We start from the raw sequence: 20,936 nt of genomic DNA, 5'->3' as shown, positions 1-20,936 counted from the left end.
TCACTTCTCCTTCCCCGCCGGGTAGGTGGTCGGTGGGCGCGTCAGTTCTCGTGAGCGCAGCCATACTTCGCAGGCGATCGTCGGATGGAGCAGGTAACTCTCCGTCTCCGCCGACAGGGGGCGGCGGCACCACGCGCGCAGCGCGTCCTCGTCGGCCAGGCCGAGCCGGGCCAGCCGGGAGTCCTCGCACAGCGCCAGCAGGGCCCGGCGGTGCGCGCGCAGCCCGGCCTCCTCCTCGAACGTGGCGTTCGCCTTGGTGTCGCGGGTGCGGCTGGTCTCCGGGACGATGCCGCGCGTGGCCTCGACGATGAGCGGTTTGTAGCGCCAGGGGGTGATGCGGTCTTGGGGCCGGACGGCGAGGGCCGCTGTGATGACGCGGGCGTCGTAGTAGGGGGCGGACACGGCGATGCCCAGCGGGGCCGCCATCTGGCCGATGTGCCGGGCCCATTGGGAGATGCCGTCCATCGCGGCCAGTTCGCGGTGTTCGCCGTGTCCCCGGCCGCGGGGCCCGGTGGCGGTCCCTGCGGCGCGCAGCAGCTCGCGCGCCGCGGCGACGGCGTCGTCCGTGGCCCAGGGTGGCATCCGGGGCGGCACGGCCCAGTCCAGCAGCGGTTCGCCGGCGGGGGCCGCGGGCTCGGTGAGGTCGCGGGCCACCCGGTCGAGCCAGGACCGGTACGAGCGCCGGTCCAGGAGCTGGCGCAGGGTCGCGCGCCGGGTCCACTGGTACTTGGCGGCGTACCCCCGGACGGCGCCGAGCGCGGCGAGGGGGCGGCTGAGTATCAGGGCGTGCAGCCGGGCGGGCGTGCCGGCCAGCAGTTCGTCGCCGCCGAGGCCGGTGAGGTGCAGGCGGGATCCCCGGGCCGCGGCCATCTCGATGATGCCCATGCGGCGGTTGCGGTCCACGGTGATGATGCTGGGGGTGTCGAGGAGGTCCTCCAGCGCGTCGATCCCGTCGAACGTCATCGCCACGTCGCCGGCCGGTACGACGTGGTGCTCGACCCCGCCGAGGGCCTCGACGGTCCGCCCGGCCCAGTACACGTCGTCGCCGGCCTCGTCGTGGAGGGCGGCGGTGTAGGCGACGACCTTGGCGTCCCCGCGCACGGCGGTGCAGTACAGGGCCGTGGAGTCCAGTCCGCCCAGGTCCGATGTCACCAGGTCCCGGCCCCGGGTACGGAGGCCCACCGCCTCGACGAGCGCCTCTCTCAGGTCCGCCGCGCCCCGGGTGAGGGGGACGACGGGGTCGGGCGGCGACCACCACCGCCGGACGCGGCCCTGCCCGTCGGGGCGCAGCGCCAGCCAGTGCCCGCCGGGCAGGGCGTGCAGCCCGCGCCACAGGGGCCGGCCTGTGTACGGGTGCGGCGCGCCCAGGGTGAGCAGTTCCAGGGCGACGCGTCGTTCGTCCAGTTCGGCGCCGGTCAGTTCGGCGAGGATGTCGGCCCGGTCGGCGGCGATGCCGTACGCGCCGGTCGTCGTGTGGAAGACGCGCCGCAGGTCGACGACGCCGCCTTGTACCCGGGCCTGACCGCTCCCGCTGGCCATCAGGTGGAAGCTGCCGGCCCAGTCGGCGGCGTGGTCGAGGGCGTCCAGGGAACGGGCTCGGGCCGCCACGGCCGCCGCCCGTGTGGCGTCGTGCGGGGTCACGGCGTGTTCCCCGGTTACCGCGACGTATGTGCCCTCGTACGCGCCGACGACCATGTCCTCCGGCGCCCAGCGGCCCACCACCCACGGCCGGCCCGAGGCATGGCGCAGGCTTCGGGACGCGTGCGAGAGCGCCTTGCGGGCGAGCGGTGCCGCCGCGTCGGTGTCGGGGAGGACGGCGAACCAGGCGGGGACGGCCTGGAGCGACAGGGAGTGGTCCATGGGCCTGGGCCTTCGCTCGGCGGGTGCGCGGGCAGGAGAGCGAGGGTTGCCCGCACCTGGCGTGCAGGTGCGGGCAACCGGTGTCACGTCAGAGGAGCTGCTTGCCGCCGAGGATGTCCTTCGGGCCGGTGTTCTTGACGCCGGTGGCCTTGCGGAAGCTGCCGGCCTTGGCCAGGGTGGGACGCTCGTACGTCATGACAGTTCTCCTTCTGTCTCTTGGGGACGATGACGTGTTCGACAGGCGCCTGTGCAGCGGTTCCACCGGGTTCCGTGAGGAAATCGGTGAGTGGTGGGGTCCGCGCAGCACCGAGATTAAGGCTGATAATCGGCTAGTCACAACAAAGGTGTGGCGGGCGCGGAGAGTGTGCGGGGGGCGCGTTTTGGCCCCGCCTCACCGGTGCATGAGGTCTCGCGCCCCGTCGTGCGATGCGATGCGGGCCGTGTGGGGATTCGTTTCGCCGCATGACGGTCTGAGGGCCGGTCAGGGGATAGCCCTTCCCGGGCCCGCCAAACACGAATGGCCCCGGAACCGTGCCGTGACCGGCTCACGGCGGCTCGGAACGCGGCATGCGACTTCTCGTCGAACCGGACCCGCGGCATCGTGTGAGGGGTGTGCGGCATCGCGTGCGGCGGTATGCGGCGGTACGGGACCGCGCTCCCGCGCGCGAACGGCCGCTTCCCCCGGAGTTCGGCCGGCGGCGGGTGGCGGGCCTCATGCACACCCGGCGGGAGGGGACGCGATAGCTTGCGGCTGCCGGGCAGGGGCGTCAAGGGGAACGCCGGGCGCTACGGCGTCTGGCTGCCGCGCCCGGCGTTCCCGGTGGGCCGCCGGGCGACCCCGGTATTCAGCGCTGCGGCCGCCTGCCACGGCCGGCACCCTTCACACGCGCCTTCCTCTTGCCCGGGCCCATGTCGAGGGAGGCGGGGCGGTGCCGACAGCGCCGGGTGAAGTGATCATGCAGGGCGAAGACCTCGGACGGTGGGCAACGGCCTACCGCCTGGGCCGGGGCAGCCTCACGCCCGTCCAGCAATGGCTGCTCGAGAACATCCTCGGCCTCACCCCGGCCGGGAAGACGAGCAGCCCGTGAAGCGCACGCAGGAAGGCAGATGGGCCCTCAACGTCCCCAGGAAACAGACCGAGCACGTGACACCGGAAGACGGCCTGCCGAGCCGTCAGGACGGCACTGAGGGCCGTCAGGCGGTGAACTCGGGGTCAGGGGCTGCGACCTCCCACTGCTTCTCCAGCGTCTCCGCCGCCTCCTGGGCGACGAGCGCGACCTCCATGCCCGCGGCCTGCCGGCGGACCCGGTAGCGGTAGTACGCAACCGACAGATCGCTGAGCACGGTCGGCGTACCCAGCAGGTCCGGCCAGCGCGTGGGCAACCCGGTGCAGGCGAGGGTGGTGGGCAGCTTGACCGGCCTTCGCCCGGCGTCCAGGACCAGGCCCTCGATCGTGTACGCCTCCTCCGACTCCGGCAGCCCGAGGGCCTCTGCCTGCTCGGCGGTCAGCGGGAGGACGACCTTGCTGGTGGTCACCGACTCAACCCGCCTGCGGAGGGCCTCGGTAGGGCTCGGGGGATTTGGGGCAGGCGACACTCGTGACCCCGGGTTGTGGTGACTCCGGCGGCGCGCCGCGTACGGAGCAAGGTCACCGAGCGCGCTGGATGTTCGCGTCAGGCTGTTGATCTCGGGGTCGACGTGGGTGGAGGCCGGATGGGGAGGCGGGAGAAGGAAGCGCTGCCCCCGCGGCCGGGAGGGTACGGGGCGGGCAGTGAGCGTGGTGGGCCGCGGTCCCGTGCGGCCGGGCTGAAGGCGTCGGCCTGGGTGGAGTGGCGGCCGCAGGCGAAGGCGGACTGGCGTGCCGGAACAGTCGCCGGGATCGCGCTCGCCGCCCCGCTGCTGGCCGGCACAGCGACGGGGCACCCCGGTACGGGCGCGGCGCTGACCCTTCCGGCGCTGCTGGTGGTCATGCCCCTGCCCGCGGGGGCCGGCCTGGACGAACGGGCCCGGCGCCTCGGCACGCGGACGGCGGTGATCACCCTGGCCGGGCTTTACTCCTTCCTGACCGACGGCCTCCTGTGGGCCCTGGTTCCCGCTCTCACGATCGCAGCCGCGGCCGGGGCCCTGCTGCCCCGGGTGGGAAGCACGGCCGCGCTCGCCGTCCTGCTGGTCGGGATCTCCGGCCCGGTGGAGGCGTTCGGCATCCCGGCCCTGCCCCAACTCGCCGGGAGTCTGTGGGGAGCCGCGCTCCTCCTGCCCCGGCGGACTCGGACCACCCCGACCTCGTCCCCGGGACGGACCCCGGTCCGTACCCGGGAGGACCGGCTTCATGCGGCACGGCTCGGACTCCTTCTCGCAACGGCCTCAGCGGCCATGGCTGCCGGGCATCGCCTCTCCGGCGAGGGCCACTGGCTGCTCACCGGAATTCTGCTCTCCCTGTGCCCTACCTCCGAAGCCACCCAGTCCAAGGCACGCCAGCGCATTGTCGGTAACACTCTCGGCGGCATCGCCGCAGCCCTGGTCCTCCTGACTCACCCCGGGCCTTGGGCGGTCGCCGGCGTCGTCGCCGGCGCGGGCACCCTCTCATACGCCCTCCGGCCCGCCAACTACCTCTACTGGTGCCTGGCCTTTCCCCTCCTGCTTCTGCTGCTCACCGACTTCGACCGTTCCATGCCCTGGTACACGGCCGCGGTACGGGCGGGTCTGGTCCTGGCCGGAGCGGTCGTCTCCGTCCTCGCCTCACGCTGGCTGTGGCCCCCAGGGCCCACGTCGAGACGCTGCAAGACGGGACTGAGGTCAAGCTCGGGGGGGCCCTGAGTAACAGCAAGAGCAGGCGCGGGAAGCTCACCGCGGACAAGCTCCAGCAGTTGGCTCGGGCTGGAATGGGCAGCGGCGTAGCGGCCGTCGTGGACCGCGGTAAGGGCCATGCCGGAGTCGGCGTGGCCCTTACCGCTGTGTCAGATGCCTGCTCTGCCACGTGGCCGCACGGCGGCACGGTGCGCTCGACGGCGTTGACACCCGGGACCGTGATCCACGGGTAGTACAGGGTGGTGAAGGCGGCGGCGTCGGAGTCGGGCGAATCGAGCCTATCGGCGAAGTCCCCCACCTGGGCGGGGCTTTGGCCGGGCGGCGGGTCGAGGATCGCCAGCCGGTCGCGCTGCCCGGTGCAGTGCTTCACGGCCTCGGCCATCCTGCTGACGCCCGCGGCGTGGTCGGGCACGGATACCTCCTTCCCCGCGGAGGCGTCCGCGGTCATGTCCCAGAGGCTGGGGACGGCGACCATGGCGATCTCGGGAATGCTCTCCAGGCCGGCGAGGCCGGTGCGGGCGTCCGTGTTCCCCTGGAGGTTCTTGGGTGAGACGGCGCTCTGAGGGCTGGTGAAGCCCACCACGTAGCAGGTGCCCCCGCCGTTGGCGAAGAATCCGTAGACCGCTTCGGCCAGGGGCAAGCACCGTTGCAGCGTATGAATGACGGCCGGGTCGGTCGCGCCCGCGAGCTCCTCGGCGATTCCCTGGACGCTGTGGCGGGCTGCGAACTCCCGCCAGCTGCCGATCTTCTGCGGGACCATACGCTCGGCGTCCATGAACGGCTTGGGGGGCGCGTTCGATCGTCGCTGGCGGAAGCCTTCGTGCAGCCGAGGAACGCCGGGACCGACGTACGCGCCCCGGTGATCGTGCGTACTCCGATGGGGAGCTCCTTCACGTAGACCCCTGACCGGTTCCGGCTGGGCATCCACAGCAGGAGTTCCTCGGGCGTCTCCTGCGCTACTGGCAGGCCGCCGACGGCATGTGGTTCTACGAGGTGCCGCTGCCCCTCTGGGCGCACGCCATCGTCCACGGCGAGGGTACCGCCGAGCCCGCCGACATCGTCTCCGTCCCCGCTACCCACGTCGCCACCGTCCCCCGAGGAGGCGGAGGCGATACAAGCGCGTGCCCCTGCGGCGGCAATCCCGCCATCGCCCGCGCCCGCACCGGCCGTCGCCCGGCCGCTCCCCCACCACCGCCCCGGACGCGCGGGAGCGCGGACGGCGGGGGCTCGGGGGCGGGCTGGCCGCAGGTGCCCGGGGACGGCTCCGACCGCTGGAAGATCACATACCCGCGCCACCCGTACAACGCCACCGCCTCACGGCGCAGCGTCCTTCACCATGCCTCGTGCTTCACCGCCCAGGGCCCCGCGGACCTCACCACCGACCAGGCGCTCGAGGTGCCGCGTCGGCCGGGCGCGCAGGCGTGCGAGATGTGCGGCGCCGAGCAGCTCACCGTGCCACCGGGCGGACCCGGCAAGGCCCGGTGAAGCCCGGGAGGGAAGGGCCGCGGCCGCCCCTGGGTGTCCCGGCGGCGGACGGGCCGTTGAACGGGGCATGGGCCTTCATGCTCTCGGCCGGGCCGGCACGCTGCCGCACCGGGCCACACCGCGCTCAGTGCCACGGACACCGTCCAGGAACCGGGCAGCGGCCGGGCGCACGCGGTGGTGGTGGGTGACGGGCTCGGCGAGGCGCGCGAGCTGGTCGGGCAGTCCGCGACCACGTCCTGGTCGTCTACGCCCTCGCGAATCTGCGGATCGGTATGCCGCAGGACCGGCCGGCGCGTATCCACGACGCGTACACGGCGCTGGCGAGCGCGGGCGGTGGCGGCGACCCCGGCGTGAGAGAAGGCTCCGAGGTCCGGCTGGACCAGGGCTGAGTGGTAGCAGTCGGCGGGGCCTGGAGACGGGCCCGCCCAGAGCTTTCGAAATCCTGGGTATGCCGATCCCAGAAGCCACGTTCTGGGCGACTTTCATCATGACGCTCGATATCGGGTCCCGGCCCTGGTCCTCACAAGCAACATGGGTAACGCAAACGGAAACGTAATCGGCTCATTTCACCTGTGAGGCCTGGCGAAATGGGGACCGGCGGTGAATCATTCTGTCGAAAAGAGCACGGACGTGGCAGGCGGGAGTGACAGCGATCGATGCGCGACTGCACGAACATGCAGCAATCAAGGCGCTCCATTTGATTACCTAGCGCCAAGCAGTCCCCTCGGCATTTTACTGCAAACGTTAAAGCGGCAGGTGAGCGGCTCAAGCCGACCTACCGCCACCAATCGCGGCATAAATACAATATGATTTAATAAAGTAGCAATGTACATCTTTCCTCGACCGCCTGGGAGAGCTTCTCCTTTTCATGATCGAGGCGTAGGGTTTTTATTGGGTCTAAAAAGGGCCTGGTGCGGTCGGATTTCCCGAAAAGCAACCGCACCAGGATCGCGCAATTATCTGGGCCACACGACCAGCGGACCGGGAATCTCGTGGCCTCGAGACTACCGACCGAACGTCGAAAGTCCGACGTCCGTGCTGCGGTGTGACGGACGAGACTGCGAGCCAAAGAGGCAGTTTTTTGCCTTGCGACAGACCTTCCCCCTGACTCGTACGAAAGCACGGAAAGAGGTTTCTGCACCTGCACCTTATGTCTCTCTTGGGTGGTAGCACACCCTTGAAAGGCCATCCTTCACGCTCGAAGGAGGTTCGGTGGCCGATTACTTTGACCGCCTTGCCGCACTGCTCACTCGTCATTTCGATATCGATTCCGAGGATATCCGAGAGGGTGTAGCGCTGTCCAGCCTCGGGATGGATTCGCTCTCCCTGTCGGAATTCGGGCTCCTGGCCGGTGAAGAGTTCGGCATCTCATTGTCGGAAGATATTCTCTTCATTCCGGGAGTAACTCTCGGTGACATCGCTCGGCTGATCGGCAAGAAGGCGCGTGAGGGCTGATGGCGGTGTCACGCGTATTCGACGCGGCCGTGACCGGTTTCGGCATGCTGACGTCTGCGGGGGCCGACGCCTCCAGCACCTGGGAAATGATCTGCCGTGGCGCTCCCACCGCCTCGACGGACCACACCCTCACCGGCCTCGCCGTCGACTTCAGCTGCCGGGTCGAGAACCTGGACCGCAGCTCTCCGGCCGAGCGCCGCCACACTCGGACACAGGCGCGCGCGAGCCGCCTCGCCGTGCGCGCGGCCCGCGAGGCGGTACGGCAGGCAGGACTCGGGGCCGGCCGGTGGGAAAGCGCACGGGTCGCCGTGGTCGTGGGAACGGGTATCGGCGGTCTCGCGGCCTACGAGGAACAGCACCGCAGGTTCCTCGAGCACGGGGCGCGTTCGGTCTACCCGCTGGGAGTCCTGCAGGCGGTGCCCAGCATGCCGGCCGCGCACGTCGCGGCCGACCTCGGCACCACGGGACCGAACCTGATGGTGGGCAGTACCTGCGCTTCCGGTACGACAGCCATCGGGGTGGCCCGGGACCTGCTGCGGTCAGGGTCCTGTGACGTGGCCGTGGCGGGAGGTGCGGAAGCCGCTCTCACTCCGGTAACCGTCGCCGGCTTCGACAGGCTGGCCCTTCTCTCCCGGCGTTCCGACAGCCCGCAGAAGGCCTCACGGCCGTTCGACGCCGACCGGGACGGATTCGTCCTGGGCGAAGGGGCCGGCTTCATGGTGCTGGAGCGCCCGCAGGACGCTCACGCCCGAAGGGCACCGGTCCACGCCTGGATCAGTGGCTACGGGGCCACCTCGGACGGCTGCCACGTGACAGCGCCGCGTCCGGGAGGTCAGCAGGCGGAACAGGCCATCAGGGCGGCACTGGCCGACGCCGACCTCAAACCCGACGACATCGGCCACGTCAACGCCCATGGCACCGGGAGCCTGGCCGGCGACCTGATCGAGGCCCGTGTGATCACCAGGGTCTTCCCCGAGGAGGCCGTCGTCACCTCGGTGAAGGGAACGATCGGCCACACTGTCGGCGCTTCCGGCGCCATCGACGCGGTCTGTGCCGTCTTCACCGTCGCACAGGGGATCGTGCCGCCCACCGTCAACCACGAGAGGCCTGACCCGGCCGTCAGGCTGGACGTGGTGACCACGGCCCCCCGGCCGCTCCCCCTTCCGGCAGTCACCAGCAACTCCTTCGGGCTGGGCGGGCACAACGCCGTTCTCGTGATCACAGCGGCCTGACCCCGCCTCGCCTCCGTTCCCCCGCACAGGTCACGAAAGGCCCGACGAAGGGACTCCTCCGTGTTGACCGATGACATCGGCATCCTTGGCATGGGCATGTGGCACGGCCCCGCCGTCACCAACGACCGCGTAGCAGCGGGCTGTCAAGGCGAGTGGACCGTCCAGGACCCCTACCTCGGCTCGGTCGACCAGGAGGGGAACTTCCGCCTCCTGGGTCTGGCACTGCCGGCACAGCAATACCCCCGGACACTCGCCATCGCCCGGCGCACCATGAGCGATCCGTTCCGCGGTGCGGTCCACCGCCGGGTCTTCCCCGCCGACATGCCCCCCTCCGCGGCGGAGGCGGAAGCGGCGGAGGAGGCGTTGAGCAGCTCCGGTGTGGCCGCCGGGCAGATCGGTGCCGTGCTGGTGCAGTCGACCGTTCCGGACAGTCCGTACCCGAGCAACGCGGCTCTGGTGGCTCATCAGCTCGGCGTGCGCGACGCCGCGGTCTGGAGCCTGGACGGTTCGTGTGCCGGCCCGATCGCGCAGCTGGGGGCCGCCGCCTCGCTGATCGCCTCCGGTACGGCCGAGTTCGTCCTGTGTGTGCAGTCGTGCGCGTTCACGCGTGTGAACGACCCGCAAGCGAGCTCGTACCTGGGGGTGGGTGATCTCGCGGCCGCGTTCATGGTCGGTCGCAAGGAGGGGGCGCGTATCGCGGCGTCCTGGTCCGCCGACGGCTCGTTGCACGGGGCGACCACCGCGAACTGGCAGCAGGGGTCCTCCGCCGTGCATACCTGGTGGTCACAGAACCTGCAGTTGTGCCTGAAGTTCGACCACGCACTGCAGCTGACAGTGCTCAAGACGCTGGCCGAGCGCCTGAGAACGGTAACGGCGCGGACGCTGGGGCGGGCGCGGTGGCAGTCCAAGGACGTGGCCGTCTTCGTGCCGCAGCAGTCGACCGCCTGGGTGCCGGCCTACCTCAGCGAGGCGCTGGACATCCCCGCCGGGGCGTTGTTCCACACCTACGACGAGTACGCCAATGTGGGCCCGGTCAATATCAGCGCCGGCTGGTACCAGGCGCTGCGCGAGGGCAGGATCCATGACGGCTCCAGGGTCCTGGCCGGGACCGGCGGGGCGGGGTTCGTCTACGCGGCGGCGGCGGTGCAGTGGTGAAGCCTCTGCCCATCGACCATGTGACCGCTGTCGTGCCGGATGCCGATGCCGCCGCCCGCCGGCTGGGGGCTCTGCTGGGGCGTCCCCCCGTCAGCGTGCTCGACGACGCGCGCATGACGGTCCGCACCCTGCCGGGCGGGTGCGAGCTGCACGTGGTCACCCTCGGTCCCCGTGCCGTGCCCGTGCGGCCTTCCGTGCCCGCGGCGTCCTGGCACCACATCGGCCTGGCGGTGGACAGCATGGCCGAGGCCATGGCCCACGCGGCGGCGCTGGGCATGCGGGCCCTGGGCGAGCCGGTGGTGACCGGGCCGGGTGTCCGGGAGGTGTTCCTTGACCCGGGCAGCACGGCGGGCGTCCTCATCCAGCTGGTGGAGCGCGCTCTCCCCGGCCGGGCGCCGGCCGGCGGCTTCCGGCTGGAGACGTCCGGTGTCAGCAGGCTCGTCGCGCAAACGACCGACACGAAGGGAAAGGACCACCGTGACCGTCACACCCGGTAAGGACCGTGCCGCGCCCCCGCTCTCGCCGCCGCCCGCGCGGAGGGCCGGCCCGCGGCCGTGGTGACCGCTGCGGACCGGGTCATCGACTTCCTGGTCTGCTCGGGTGTGCGGACCTTCTTCGGCGTTCCAGGCGGGCCGGTGATGCCGGTTTTCGACGCGGTGCTGCGCCACGACGGGGCGCGGCTGATCGAATCGCGGCATGAGACGGCCGCGGCGTTTGCCGCGATCGGCTTCTGGAACATCACGGGGCAGGTGCCGTGTGTGCTCGTCACGGCCGGGCCGGGGGGAACCAATGCCGTGACCGGTGTCGCGGCGGCGCACTGCGAGCAGGTGCCGCTGGTGGTGTTGTGCGGGGACGTCGCCCAGGCCGGCTGGGGCGAGCGCATGCTGCAGGACATGGGTGGCCAAGGGCTCCAGGTCGAGCGGATCTATCAGCCCGTGACCCGGGCGCAGGTGCGCCTGACTCACCCGTCGTGTGCCTCCGCCTGTGCGCTGGAGGTCCTGGAGGCGGCGACCGGTGCGGAGGTGCCCGGGCCGGCGTTGCTGGTGGCGCCGTTGGACGTCGCCGCCGCTGAGGCGCCGGCGGGGGTGTTGCTGCGCAAACAGCGCGGGAGGCTTCCGCGTGACGGAGGGCTGGTCGATATCGCGCGCATGACGGCTGAGGTGCTGGCCGCCGCTGAGCGTCCGCTGATCGTGGTGGGGGCGGGGGCGGGGGCGTCGGCGTGGCTTGTCCGGCAGGCCGCGGAGACGCTGAACATCCCCTTCACGACCACCCCCCGTGCCAAGGGGCTGATCGATGAGCGTCATCCGCTGTCCTTGCGCGGGTGCGGCATGGCGGCTTCCTGGTGGGCGCGTCGCTACACCGCGAAGGGCGTGGATGCCGCGCTGGTGCTGGGTACGGATCTCGATGACTGTTCGATCGGGCCGACGCCTCTGGTGGGGCCGGGGGCCGGCTGATCCATGTCGACCTGGATCCGCGGGTCTTCTCGCGGTCCCTGCCCGCCACGACGGCGGTGGTGGCGGACGTCGGCGCGTTCAGCAGTCACCTGTGTGAGGTCGCGCTGCAGCTGCGGCTGAAACACCTCAGCGCGCACAAGGCGCGGGAGGAGGCGGTGTGCGAGAGTCCCTTCGACTTCCCGGGCTACGCCGCGGATACGACGTTCCCCATCGCTCCGCACCGTGCCCTGCACGATCTGCAGACCGCCGTGGGGCCCCGGGCCCGTTTCGTGACCGACATCGGTGAGCACATGCTGTTCGCGCTGCATTACCTCACCACCCGTGAGGCGCAGGGTTTCGGGATCCACCTGGGGCTGGGCAGCATGGGCTCGGGCATCGGGTCCGCTGTCGGGCGGGCTCTGGCGGACCCGTCCCGGACGGTGGTCTGTATCTGCGGTGACGGTGGCATGCAGATGAGCGGGGCGGAGATCCTGGTCGCCGTCAAGCACAAGCTCCCGGTGTTGTTCGCCGTGTTCAACGATTCCCGGTACAACATGGTCTACCACGGCTACCGGCAGCAGTTCGGCCGGACCGCCGCCTGGTCGACTCCCACGATCAACTTCGTCGCGTGGGCGCAGGGGCACGGGGTGCCCGCGCGGCGGGTGAACCGGCCCGGTGAGATCACGCCCGCGCTCGTCGAGCAGTTGATGCGGCGGCCCGGGCCGGCGCTGCTGGACATCCGTCACAACGCCAATGTGCGGATCAAGGGTGCGGGGCGCGTCGAGGCTCTGCAGCAGATGTCCGGCCGGGGCGGGAGTGAGTGATGGCGGTGTCGAGGGGGCGCAGTGTGCTGGTGACGGGGGCGACCAGTGGTATCGGTCTGCTGACCGTGCTGGAGCTGGGCAGAGCCGGTTATCAGGTGGTCGGCACGGCGCGCAGTGGGGAGAAGGCGGAGGGGCTGCTGGCGCGGGCCCGGCGTGAGGGCGTCGAGGTGCGGGTGGTTCTGTGTGATGCCACCGATCCTCTCTCGTGCGAGGCGGCTGTCGCCGAGACGGCGAAGCTGACGGACGGGGGGCCGTGGGCTCTGGTCAACAACGCCGGTGGGCCGTTGCCGGGGCCGGTGGAGGAGATCGGTGACGAGGCGGTGCGCCGGCACCTGGAGCTTAATTTGATCGCGCCCGTGCGGTTGGCTCGTATGGTGATCCCTGCGATGCGCGCGTGCGGTTCGGGGCGCATCGTCAATATCTCCTCGGGTAGCGGGCGGGTGAACTTCCCTTTCGTCGGGTGGTATTCGGCGGGGAAGCATGCGCTGGAATCCATCAGTGACACCTTGCGGATGGAGCTGCGGGGTTTCGGGATCGAGGTGTGTCTGGTGGAGCCGGGGCGGTTCGCCAGCTCCATCTGGGGCCGGGCTCAGGAGGAGTTCTCGCCCGGCCCGGCGACGGTGTATCCGGCGGCTGCGGGGCTGATTCGGCGGTACACCGAGCAGGGGATCCGGTTGCGGCAGCCGTTTCCGGTCGCCCGGGCCGTGCGGCGCTGTCTGGAGGCGCGGCGTCCCTGGGCGCGGTATCCGGTGGGCTGGGACGCGTGGGTCGGGATCTATGCGGAGGAGCACCTTCCGCGGGTGCTCACGGACTACCTGAAGTGCATGGCCATCGGCGCGTGTCCGGTGCCGCCGGGGTCGCGCGGGGTGCTGCGGTTCGTCACGGGAGGGGAGAAGAAGTGAGTGCTTATCAGGCGGAGGCTGCCCGGCCGGAGCAGGTCGGGCAGCTCTACGACGCTCTGACCGGGCTCAGTGGGGCGGTCATGGGCGAGAACCTGCACTTCGGGTACTGGAAGGAGGGGCAGAGTACGGCGGAGACGTCGTTCGAGCGGGCCGCGCAGCAGCTCACCGATCTGGTGATCGACCGGCTGTGTTCGGGCCCGGGGGCGGTGGGGAGCGTCCTGGATGTGGGGTGCGGGGTGGGCGGGCCCGCGGTGCGGGTCCATCACTCCACCGGTGCCCGCGTGGTGGGGATCACCGTCAGCGCGGAGCAGGTCAGTCGGGCCGGGGAGAAGGCGCGGTCGGCGGCGCTGGAGGGCCGGGTGACGTTCCGGCAGGCGGACGCCATGGTGATGGACTTCCCCACCGCGTCCTTCGACGCCGTGATGGCCATCGAGTCCATCGTTCACATGCCCGACCGGCTGAGGGTCTTCCAGCAGATCGCCCGGGTGCTGCGGCCGGGAGGGCGGCTGGTGCTCACCGATTTCTTCAGCCAGCGGGTCAGCGCCGTGGACGAGGACGCGCTGCTGCAGGCCTACTGGCAGCGGTTCATGGCTGCTCCGGCGCCGTGCATGGACGCTTACGTCCGCACGGTCAGCGAGGCCGGTCTTCTCGTCGAAGAGGTCCGCGACCTCTCGCGGAACTGCTTGCGGCCGACGATCCACGCGTTTCGTCCCGGATCGCGCAGCACCGCGCGGCGCTGGACCACCGCTTCGGCGCTGATCTGGTCACCGCTTTCGACCCCGGCCCTCTCGCTGAGGCCTCCGGCGTCGGATACCTGGTGCTGCTGGCGCAAAGGCCCGCGGAGTAGCCCTCTGCTTCCGGGTGTGCGGGGGCGCGGGCTGTGCCGGCGCCGTGCCCCCGCGCGTGTGTGTGGTCATCGTGGCATCGGCCGGCCGGGAACGGCGGGAGTACGGTCGCGGTCTGCGGGTGCTTGATGTCATGTGGGCTTTGCGGGGTGCGTGCCGGGCTGGGGTGTGGGCTCCACCAGCGGCGTCGCGCGGCATGGGCGGGCCCGCATTCGGCAGGTTGGTGGCGGGCGTTCACGGAGCAGGCGGCTGCCAGGCGGGGAGGCGTTCTTGAGCCTGCCGCCGTCGGTGCGGCCATGCCTTTCCGGTGCCGGCCGATCATCGCGTGATCGCTCCTTTTGTCTATGGCGCCCTGGTGCTCTGGCGCCCTGTCGTTCGGTGCGGTCGTTCCTCGTCCTGGGGAAGCCGGCGTCTTCCAGGGCCGGCTTCGGCCTCCGCCGTGGGGGTGCCGGAGCCGAGCCGGTGGTGTGGTCGGGCTCCGCCGGCCCGCAGCGCTACGGGGCCCTCGCGATACGTCCTCCAGCTGTCCGCGCAGTCCTCGCAAAGGAGACATGGTGCGCCTGTCGCGTTTGGCTCTGTGGGGCCACCGGCATCACCGGGTTGTCCTGGCCGTCGCCGCTCTGGCCGTGATCGTCCTGTCGTGCGCTGCCGCAGGACTGTGGCCGCGGCTGGCCTCCGGGGGGTATTGGGCCAAGGGAACCGAGTCCTCCCAAGCTGACCGTCTCCTCGCCGAGCGTTTCGGGAAGAAGGCGCCTGGGCTCATCGTCCTGGCACGTGCGCCGACAGACGTCGACGCGCCGGCCGTCCGTGCCGCCGGGACCGCGCTGACCCGCCGTATCGCCGGCACACCGGGCGTGGCCTCAGCTTCGTCCTACTGGACCGTCCACGACCCGGCGACACGTTCCAGCGACGGGCGCGGCGCGCTGATTCTGGTGGAGTTCGCGGGCAGTGAGGCGGATGGTGTCCGGCACGCCGAGGCGCTGCTGCCGGATCTGCGTGCGTGGCGCGGGCCGCTGAAGCTGTCGGTCACCGGGCCCGCGCAGCTGACGCTTCAGGTCACGGAGCGCAGCGAGCGTGACCTGCTGGGTGTGGAGCTGGCTGTGCTGCCGGTGGCGCTGATGGCTTTACGGATGGTCCTGGGGTCCTGGTCGGCGGCGCTGGTCCTGGTGGTGCCGGGTGTCGCGGCCATCGCGGTCACGTGCGCGGTGCTGCGGCTGCTCACCGTCTGGTGGGAGATCACGTCGTTCGCCCCGAACCTGGCCGTCGCTCTGGGTATCGGTCTGGCTGTCGACTACGGGCTGCTGGTCGTCACCCGGTACCGGGAGGAGCTGGGTCACCGTGCTGCCGTGGCCGTGGCGGTTGCCACGGCTGGACGCACGGTCGTTTTCTCGGCCGTGACCGTCGCGTTGTGTCTGTCGGTGGTTGTGCTGTTCCCTCTGGGGTTCTTGCAGTCACTGGCCTGGGCGGGCATCGTCGTCGTCCTGGCATCGGGGCTGACCGCTCTCACCCTTCTGCCGGCTCTCCTGGCAGCGGCAGGCGGCCGTATCCGGCCGTTGGAGGGGCCCTCCGCCCGGTGCCGGGGGCGTGGGCCCTGGCGGTCCGGGGCGCCGTGGTGGGTGCAAGGGCAGCTCAGCCAGGGCTGGCTGCGTCTGGCTTCGCTCAGCACGCGCCGCCCTCTGCTGATGGGCGGGGCCGCCGCTGTCGTCCTGGCCGCGCTCATGGTCCCTTTCGGCCATGCCCGCTTCGGTGTGGCCGACACCCGTATCCTGCCGCCCGGGGTGGAAGTACGTGCGACCGCCGAAGCCATCGGCCGTCAGTTCCCCGTCCGCCCCGAAAGCCGTCTGACCGTTGTGTTCCCCGAGAGTGGGGCGCAGCCCGCGGGCCGGGCCGTGGAGGACTACGCGCGCCGTGTCTCCGCTGTGCCGGGTGTCCGTGCGGTCACCGCTCCTGCCGGTCGTTACCAGCACGGGGGCAGGGTCAGCGGGGGTGGTGCTCCGTGCGCGGAGGGCGGGCGGGGTGTTCCTGGCGTCTGTCTGGTGATCGATACGAGGCGGCTCCCCGCCTCGCCGGGCGCGCGGAGGGTCGTCCGGGACGTCCGTGCGGTCGCCTCTCCCGAGCCCCGTCTGGTCACCGGGGACGCCGCGCGCCTGGCCGACACCAAGGCCGCTATCGGAGGGCGGCTGCCCTGGGCGCTCGGGATCGCCGCGGCCGGCACCCTGGTCCTGGTCTTCGCTTTCACCTTCAGCGTGCTCATCGCCTTCAAGGCGCTCGTGCTCAGCGTGGTCAGCCTGGCGGCCAGTCTCGGGGCGGCCGTCCTGGTGTTCCAGGACGGCCGTCTTCCGTTCCTGGCGGACCGGGCCGCGGTCACCGGGTCGCTGGACATCGGCGCGCTGATGACCACCACCGCCGTCGCGTGGGGGCTGTGCCTGGACTACGAGCTCTTCCTGCTCTCCCGGGTCCAGGAGGCCTACGCGGAGAGCGGGGACAACGACCGGGCTGTCGTTCTCGGTGTCGCCCGCACCGGGCGGCTGGTGACCACCGCGGCGCTGATCATCTCCCTGACCATGGCCGCGCTGGCCGCCTCGGCGGTCACCAGCTTGCGGATGATCGGCACCGGGCTCATCGTGGCCGTCATCGCCGACGCCACCTTGGTCCGCGGCATCCTGGTACCTGCCGTCATGTCCCTCACGGGCCCGGCCAATTGGTGGGCTCCCAGGTGCCTTGCACGGTTGCGTCCCCGCGCGGGCCGGGCCGACGTGTGAGCCGGGCAAGACGGAGGAGCGCGCCAGAGTGTCCTCAGGGCGGATCGGCCGTTGGCCGGGCATGGGTCTCCACGCCCTGGCGCAGGCGGGCTCTCTGCCGCATCGAGCCGATGGCGCGCTCGAGAGCGTGCACGTGCGATGGACGCCCGGGCACGACGTCGAAGAACCCACGACGCTCGTAGCAGCCTTGTGCGAGGCGCGGCATCTGGTGGGGCGAGCCCGCGATCACACTTCTTGTCGTCTGCGTTCTCGGCCGGCTGGGGGTCGGGCCGCCTCGCGACCGGCCGGACCGGGTGCGGGACGTGTTCCGGGCTCTGGCCAGGGCGCCGGGGAGATCTGCCGCGCCTGCCGGCCCGTACTCGGCCTGAATCGCACCGCACGCCGGTAGCGCCCCGCCGCTAGGGCGCGCGCCCGCGTCGGTCCACAGGCCGGGCGAGCCGGTTCAGCCGGGAATGCCTGGCAGCAGGTGGGCCAAGGGTGAAGGTGCTGTCCGTCACCTTCAGACCGATCAAGCCGCCGGGCTCCTCGGGAGGCTCTCGGCAGCGGTGCTTCGGGGCGGCGCCACGGTTTCGGCAGAGGTGTCCTCCACCGTCTCGGCGACACGGCCGGCCAGGTCCTTCCACGGACGTGGAGCGACGACCGGCACGCCGGCCGCCCGCGCCTGTGCGGCGAGCCACCGGCCGTACAGCACGCTGACGCGTGCGCGATGGCGCTGTGGTCCGGCCTCCGGCTCCCGGCGCAGGTAGTTGGCCGCCACCTGCGCCTCGTCGTCCTCGTGAAGGAAGACGGCACGGACCGGGCCTCTGGGCGTCGCCGGTCCGGGCAGGACGTAGTCCCCTTCCAGGATCACCGGGGTGTCGGTGCCCACATGGTTGGCCACCACCGCCTCGATCGCCGGCGCCAGCGCCTCGGCGATCGCGATCTGCCGCTCGACCACCGACTCGGGCGTCCGGCGGGCGGCCTCCGGGTGAGTGCGCCAGAAGTGGACCTCCGGCAGGTGCTCGGGCAGTGTCACCGCGAGGAGGGCCTCCACGATGTCGTCGACCTCCACGACAGGGACGCCGTACCGGCGCGCCAAGGCCCGCCCGACACCGGTCTTCCCCATCCCCGACGCGCCCCCGACGACGAGCACCCGCCAGTCGGGAAGACCCCTCACCTCATCCGTACCGTCCACGCGGGCAGAGTACCGCCAGCCGCTTTTTTCGCCTGGGACACACCAGCCGCAGCGGTTCCCGTCACCCCGGGGGCGGCCCACCCGCACACGGCGCAGCCGGGTCCGGGGCAGCCGGGTCCGGGGCAGCGGGGGCCAGGGCAGCGGGGGCCAGGATTCGTCCAGGACGTGGTCGTCAAGGCGCCGGGCACGGGAGCGCGCCGGGACAGCCTCGGCCCGAGCCCCCGGCCGGAACACCCCGAGCAGAAGCAGCGGCAGGGACGGCGGCGGCTCGGCTCTCCGGACGGCGGGGCGGGGCGGGCCCCTGTGGGTGGTCGGGTGGTCGGGTGGTCAGGCGAGGGTGAGCCACTCAGGGCGGCTTGAGCCGCGCGGGACCAGGACGGTGCGGAACGCGCCGGGCGTTTGGGACATGACGACCTGGTCGGTGACCCCCTGGTAGCGGCCGCACGGGGTGTCCGCGGTGAAGGTGTCGGGGTCGAGGTAGGCGTGCCGCTCGCCGGTGCCGGCGGTGGCGTGGGCGTAGTCCTTGTCGAGGATGCCGAGGCTGAGGATCCACAGGGCGACCCGGGTGAGCGAGACGTGTACGCGGTAGCTGCCGCCCTCGGTGGCGCGCCGTATCAGGGCGGCGATGACGCCGGTGGTGGCCAGCCAGGGCACCAGGTAGTCGTTGACGACCTTGATCGGGGGCAGTGCCGGGTTGTCGTCGGTGCCTTCGAGGTTCATCATGCCCGCCACGCAGCCGGCGGTCTGGTCGAAGCCGACGCGGCCCGCCCACGGGCCGTGCTGTCCGTGGAGGCTGACGGTGGTGTGGATGATGCCGGGCCGTTTCCGGGCGGCTTCCTGCGGGGTCAGGCCCATGCGTTCCAGGTAGCCGGCGCGGTGGTTGGCGTAGAAGACGTCGGCGCCGCGCAGCAGTTCGTCGAGTTTGACCGCGGCCTGCGGGTCTCGGGAGTAGGCGAGTGTGGCGGAGCGCAAGCCGACCTGGGCGGTGTGGTAGAGGATGTCGTTCTCGAACTGGTCGGGCCGCCAGATGTTGAGGGCGTCGGCGCCGTGCTGGGCCATGGTGCGGCCGATGGCGGCGCCGGCGATGACGTGGCCGAGGCCCAGGGCACGTACGCCGTCCAGGGGCTGGGTGGCGCCCGGCGGCAGTGGTTCGGGGTCACTGTCGCCGATCTTCTCGATCTCGATGAGGGGCAGGTCCGCCAGGACGTCGCGGTACTGGCGGGTGTCGAGGAATTCCCGGGTGCCGCGCAGCATCGGCATGACGACGCCGGCGTCCGCGCCGGCCCGCTCCAGTTCGGCGCCGTCCCAGCGGGCGATGGCGTTGGCTATGGCGGTGGCGTCGTCGGGGACTCCCAGCAGCTTCAGGGTGCGGGTCTTCAGCGCCGGGTAGACGTTCAGGGGCATCACCCAGCGGCCGTCGCCGGCCCGGTAGAAGGACAGTGCGAAGGGGTCGTTCGGGGCGAGGACGGGGTAGCCGTTGAGCTTTTCCCACTTGGCGTCGTAGAAGGGGCACAGCCGGTGCGGGGCCTTGCGCAGGTCCATGGTGATGTCCTGGCCGGGGCCGCCGCGGAACTGCCACAGCTTGGCCAGGGCGACGGATTTGGCGGTCAGGCCTAGGGCGGGGGCGGCGGCCAGCCGCAGGGCGGAAGGGACGACGGGGTCGGCTCCGGTGAAGGAGACCGTGCCGCCGGCGTCCTGTTCGTTCATCCCGACGCCGCCGAGGACGTCGTCCAGCGCGGTGTGGATGTCGAAGTCGTCCCCGGCCTCGCCGGTGACCGGCCTGTCGAGCGCGGCCTTGATCTTGTCGGTGAGCATCGTGCTGTCCTTCCGGAAAAGGGGGGAAGTCGGTGAGGCGGCGGCTGTTCAGAGGCGGCCGCCGAGCGCGGTCGTCAGGCGCGGTCGGCGCGGTCGGCTTCGAGGGCGCGCATCAGGGCGATCTGCGCGCGGTCGCGCCGGGCGGCGAGTTCACCGACCGGCAGGTCCCCGAACGCCTCCCGGGCCTGCGTGGTCAGCCGGGCGACCGTGGGCGCGTCGAAGGTGGGGTTGCCGAGGCCGGGCCAGGTGCCTTCCATGGCGCGGCCGAGGTGCTGGAGGAAGTGCGGCAGGCCGCCGGGCCCGCCGCCGAGGTGGAAGGTGCGGAACGGTCCCGCGACCGCCCAGCGCAGGCCGATGGAGGCGGTGACGATGTCGTCCAGCTCGGCCTCGGTCACCACGCCTTCCGCGACCAGGTGCACGCACTCGCGGAAGAGCGCGGACTGGAGGCGGTTGGCGACGAACCCGGGGATCTCCTTGCGCAGGACCTGCGGCTTCTTCCCCAGCGCCGCGTAGAAGTCCCGGGCGCGGTGGAGGGTCTGCGCGGAGGTCTTCTCGCCGGGCACGATCTCCACCAGCGGTACGAGGTGCGGCGGGTTGAAGGGGTGGCCGACGACCAGTCGTTCCGGCTGCCGCATCGCCTCGGCGATCGCGCTGGCGGGGATCCCGGAGGTCGAGGTGGCCAGCAGCGCGTGGGCGGGGGCGGCTCGCTCGACCGTCTTCCAGATCTCCTGCTTGACGGCCAGGCGCTCGGGTCCGTTCTCCTGCACGATGTCGGCGGCGGCGACCGCGGCGGTCAGGTCCGCCTCGAAGCGCAGGCGGCTCGTGAGGTCGCCGGTGGGCAGGCCGAGTTCCGCCAGGGCCGGGGTGATCTCCTCCAGGCCGGCCAGGACCTGGGCCTCCGTGTCAGGGCGCGGGTCGCTGATGACGACGTCCAGGCCGTGGGCGAGGAACAGGGCGGCCCAGGAGATGCCGATTACTCCGCCGCCGATGACCGCTGCCCGCCGGTAGCCGTCCAGGGTGTCCGCCGGTGACGGTGTTGTTGGTGCGGGTGCGGGTGCGGGTGCGGGTGTTGATCCGGTGCTGCTGTCCATGGTTCTCGAGCTTTCTCGGATGTCGCGGGTGTGCTGTACGTGCGCGGCGTTGTCGTCGTCGCTGTCCGCGCGCGCCGGTGACCTTCGGCGTCGCT

Annotated in this window: 18 protein-coding genes; 12 read left to right on the top strand and 6 right to left on the bottom strand. The window is 71.5% G+C overall.

All coding sequences use genetic code 11. The annotated features are described in order from the left end of the window. Positions 1–1,860: a lasso peptide isopeptide bond-forming cyclase gene (locus tag LUZ64_RS32800; RefSeq protein ID WP_095584258.1), complete on the bottom strand. Its 1,860-nt coding sequence runs from the start codon at positions 1,858–1,860 to the stop codon at positions 1–3. A gap of 88 nt (positions 1,861–1,948) precedes the next feature. After that, complete coding sequence (locus LUZ64_RS32795) at positions 1,949–2,056, bottom strand: keywimysin-related RiPP (RefSeq protein ID WP_143593424.1); 108 nt, start codon at positions 2,054–2,056, stop codon at positions 1,949–1,951. 760 nt (positions 2,057–2,816) lie between these two features. On the opposite strand from LUZ64_RS32795, the gene LUZ64_RS37360 reads away from it, so the two are divergent. Then, on the top strand, positions 2,817–2,948 hold the full coding sequence (locus LUZ64_RS37360; protein WP_269755771.1) for a hypothetical protein: 132 nt from the start codon (positions 2,817–2,819) through the stop codon (positions 2,946–2,948). A gap of 106 nt (positions 2,949–3,054) precedes the next feature. On the opposite strand, the gene LUZ64_RS32790 is transcribed toward LUZ64_RS37360, so the two are convergent. Beyond that, positions 3,055–3,396: a hypothetical protein gene (locus tag LUZ64_RS32790; RefSeq protein ID WP_095584257.1), complete on the bottom strand. Its 342-nt coding sequence runs from the start codon at positions 3,394–3,396 to the stop codon at positions 3,055–3,057. 288 nt (positions 3,397–3,684) lie between these two features. On the opposite strand from LUZ64_RS32790, the gene LUZ64_RS37650 reads away from it, so the two are divergent. From LUZ64_RS37650 to LUZ64_RS32730, 11 genes are all read left to right on the top strand, one after another. After that, positions 3,685–4,677, top strand: a complete 993-nt coding sequence (locus tag LUZ64_RS37650; RefSeq protein ID WP_095584256.1) for an FUSC family protein — start codon at positions 3,685–3,687, stop codon at positions 4,675–4,677. Positions 4,678–5,646: 969 nt separating this feature from the next. Then, on the top strand, positions 5,647–6,153 hold the full coding sequence (locus LUZ64_RS32775; protein ID WP_095584254.1) for a DUF6233 domain-containing protein: 507 nt from the start codon (positions 5,647–5,649) through the stop codon (positions 6,151–6,153). Positions 6,154–7,365: 1,212 nt separating this feature from the next. After that, positions 7,366–7,608, top strand: coding sequence for an acyl carrier protein (locus LUZ64_RS32770; RefSeq protein WP_095584253.1), 243 nt, complete (start codon positions 7,366–7,368; stop codon positions 7,606–7,608). Next, the gene (locus LUZ64_RS32765) at positions 7,608–8,840 is read left to right on the top strand and encodes a beta-ketoacyl-[acyl-carrier-protein] synthase family protein (RefSeq protein ID WP_095584252.1); all 1,233 of its coding nucleotides are present in this window, start codon (positions 7,608–7,610) and stop codon (positions 8,838–8,840) included. The genes LUZ64_RS32770 and LUZ64_RS32765 overlap by 1 nt, the downstream gene beginning before the upstream one ends. 60 nt (positions 8,841–8,900) lie before the next feature. Continuing rightward, positions 8,901–9,995 (top strand): 3-oxoacyl-ACP synthase III family protein, encoded by a 1,095-nt coding sequence (locus tag LUZ64_RS32760; RefSeq protein WP_095584251.1) that lies wholly within the window; start codon positions 8,901–8,903, stop codon positions 9,993–9,995. Next, positions 9,992–10,492, top strand: a complete 501-nt coding sequence (locus LUZ64_RS32755) for a VOC family protein (protein WP_170116921.1) — start codon at positions 9,992–9,994, stop codon at positions 10,490–10,492. The genes LUZ64_RS32760 and LUZ64_RS32755 overlap by 4 nt, the downstream gene beginning before the upstream one ends. 60 nt (positions 10,493–10,552) lie before the next feature. After that, on the top strand, positions 10,553–11,449 hold the full coding sequence (locus LUZ64_RS37645; RefSeq protein WP_170116920.1) for a thiamine pyrophosphate-binding protein: 897 nt from the start codon (positions 10,553–10,555) through the stop codon (positions 11,447–11,449). A gap of 59 nt (positions 11,450–11,508) precedes the next feature. Beyond that, positions 11,509–12,252, top strand: a complete 744-nt coding sequence (locus tag LUZ64_RS32745) for a thiamine pyrophosphate-dependent enzyme (protein ID WP_095584248.1) — start codon at positions 11,509–11,511, stop codon at positions 12,250–12,252. Further along, entirely contained in the window at positions 12,252–13,154 is a 903-nt protein-coding gene (locus LUZ64_RS32740; protein WP_095584247.1) for an SDR family oxidoreductase, read from the top strand. The genes LUZ64_RS32745 and LUZ64_RS32740 overlap by 1 nt, the downstream gene beginning before the upstream one ends. Next, on the top strand, positions 13,151–14,128 hold the full coding sequence (locus tag LUZ64_RS32735) for an SAM-dependent methyltransferase (protein ID WP_095584246.1): 978 nt from the start codon (positions 13,151–13,153) through the stop codon (positions 14,126–14,128). Before LUZ64_RS32740 ends, LUZ64_RS32735 begins: the two co-directional genes overlap by 4 nt. Positions 14,129–14,550: 422 nt before the next feature. After that, entirely contained in the window at positions 14,551–16,761 is a 2,211-nt protein-coding gene (locus LUZ64_RS32730; RefSeq protein ID WP_170116918.1) for an MMPL family transporter, read from the top strand. A gap of 508 nt (positions 16,762–17,269) precedes the next feature. On the opposite strand, the gene LUZ64_RS32725 is transcribed toward LUZ64_RS32730, so the two are convergent. From LUZ64_RS32725 to LUZ64_RS32715, 3 genes are all read right to left on the bottom strand, one after another. Then, positions 17,270–17,935 (bottom strand): hypothetical protein, encoded by a 666-nt coding sequence (locus LUZ64_RS32725; RefSeq protein WP_232390509.1) that lies wholly within the window; start codon positions 17,933–17,935, stop codon positions 17,270–17,272. 327 nt (positions 17,936–18,262) lie between these two features. Next, complete coding sequence (locus LUZ64_RS32720) at positions 18,263–19,750, bottom strand: CoA transferase (protein WP_095584243.1); 1,488 nt, start codon at positions 19,748–19,750, stop codon at positions 18,263–18,265. A gap of 74 nt (positions 19,751–19,824) precedes the next feature. Then, entirely contained in the window at positions 19,825–20,841 is a 1,017-nt protein-coding gene (locus tag LUZ64_RS32715; protein ID WP_095584242.1) for a 3-hydroxyacyl-CoA dehydrogenase NAD-binding domain-containing protein, read from the bottom strand. Positions 20,842–20,936 lie beyond the last annotated feature (95 nt).

The sequence above is a fragment of the Streptomyces albireticuli genome (assembly GCF_021228125.1).
GTDB classification, from domain to species: Bacteria; Actinomycetota; Actinomycetes; order Streptomycetales; family Streptomycetaceae; genus Streptomyces; species Streptomyces albireticuli.
This window is presented reverse-complemented; position numbering and strand designations above follow the sequence as displayed.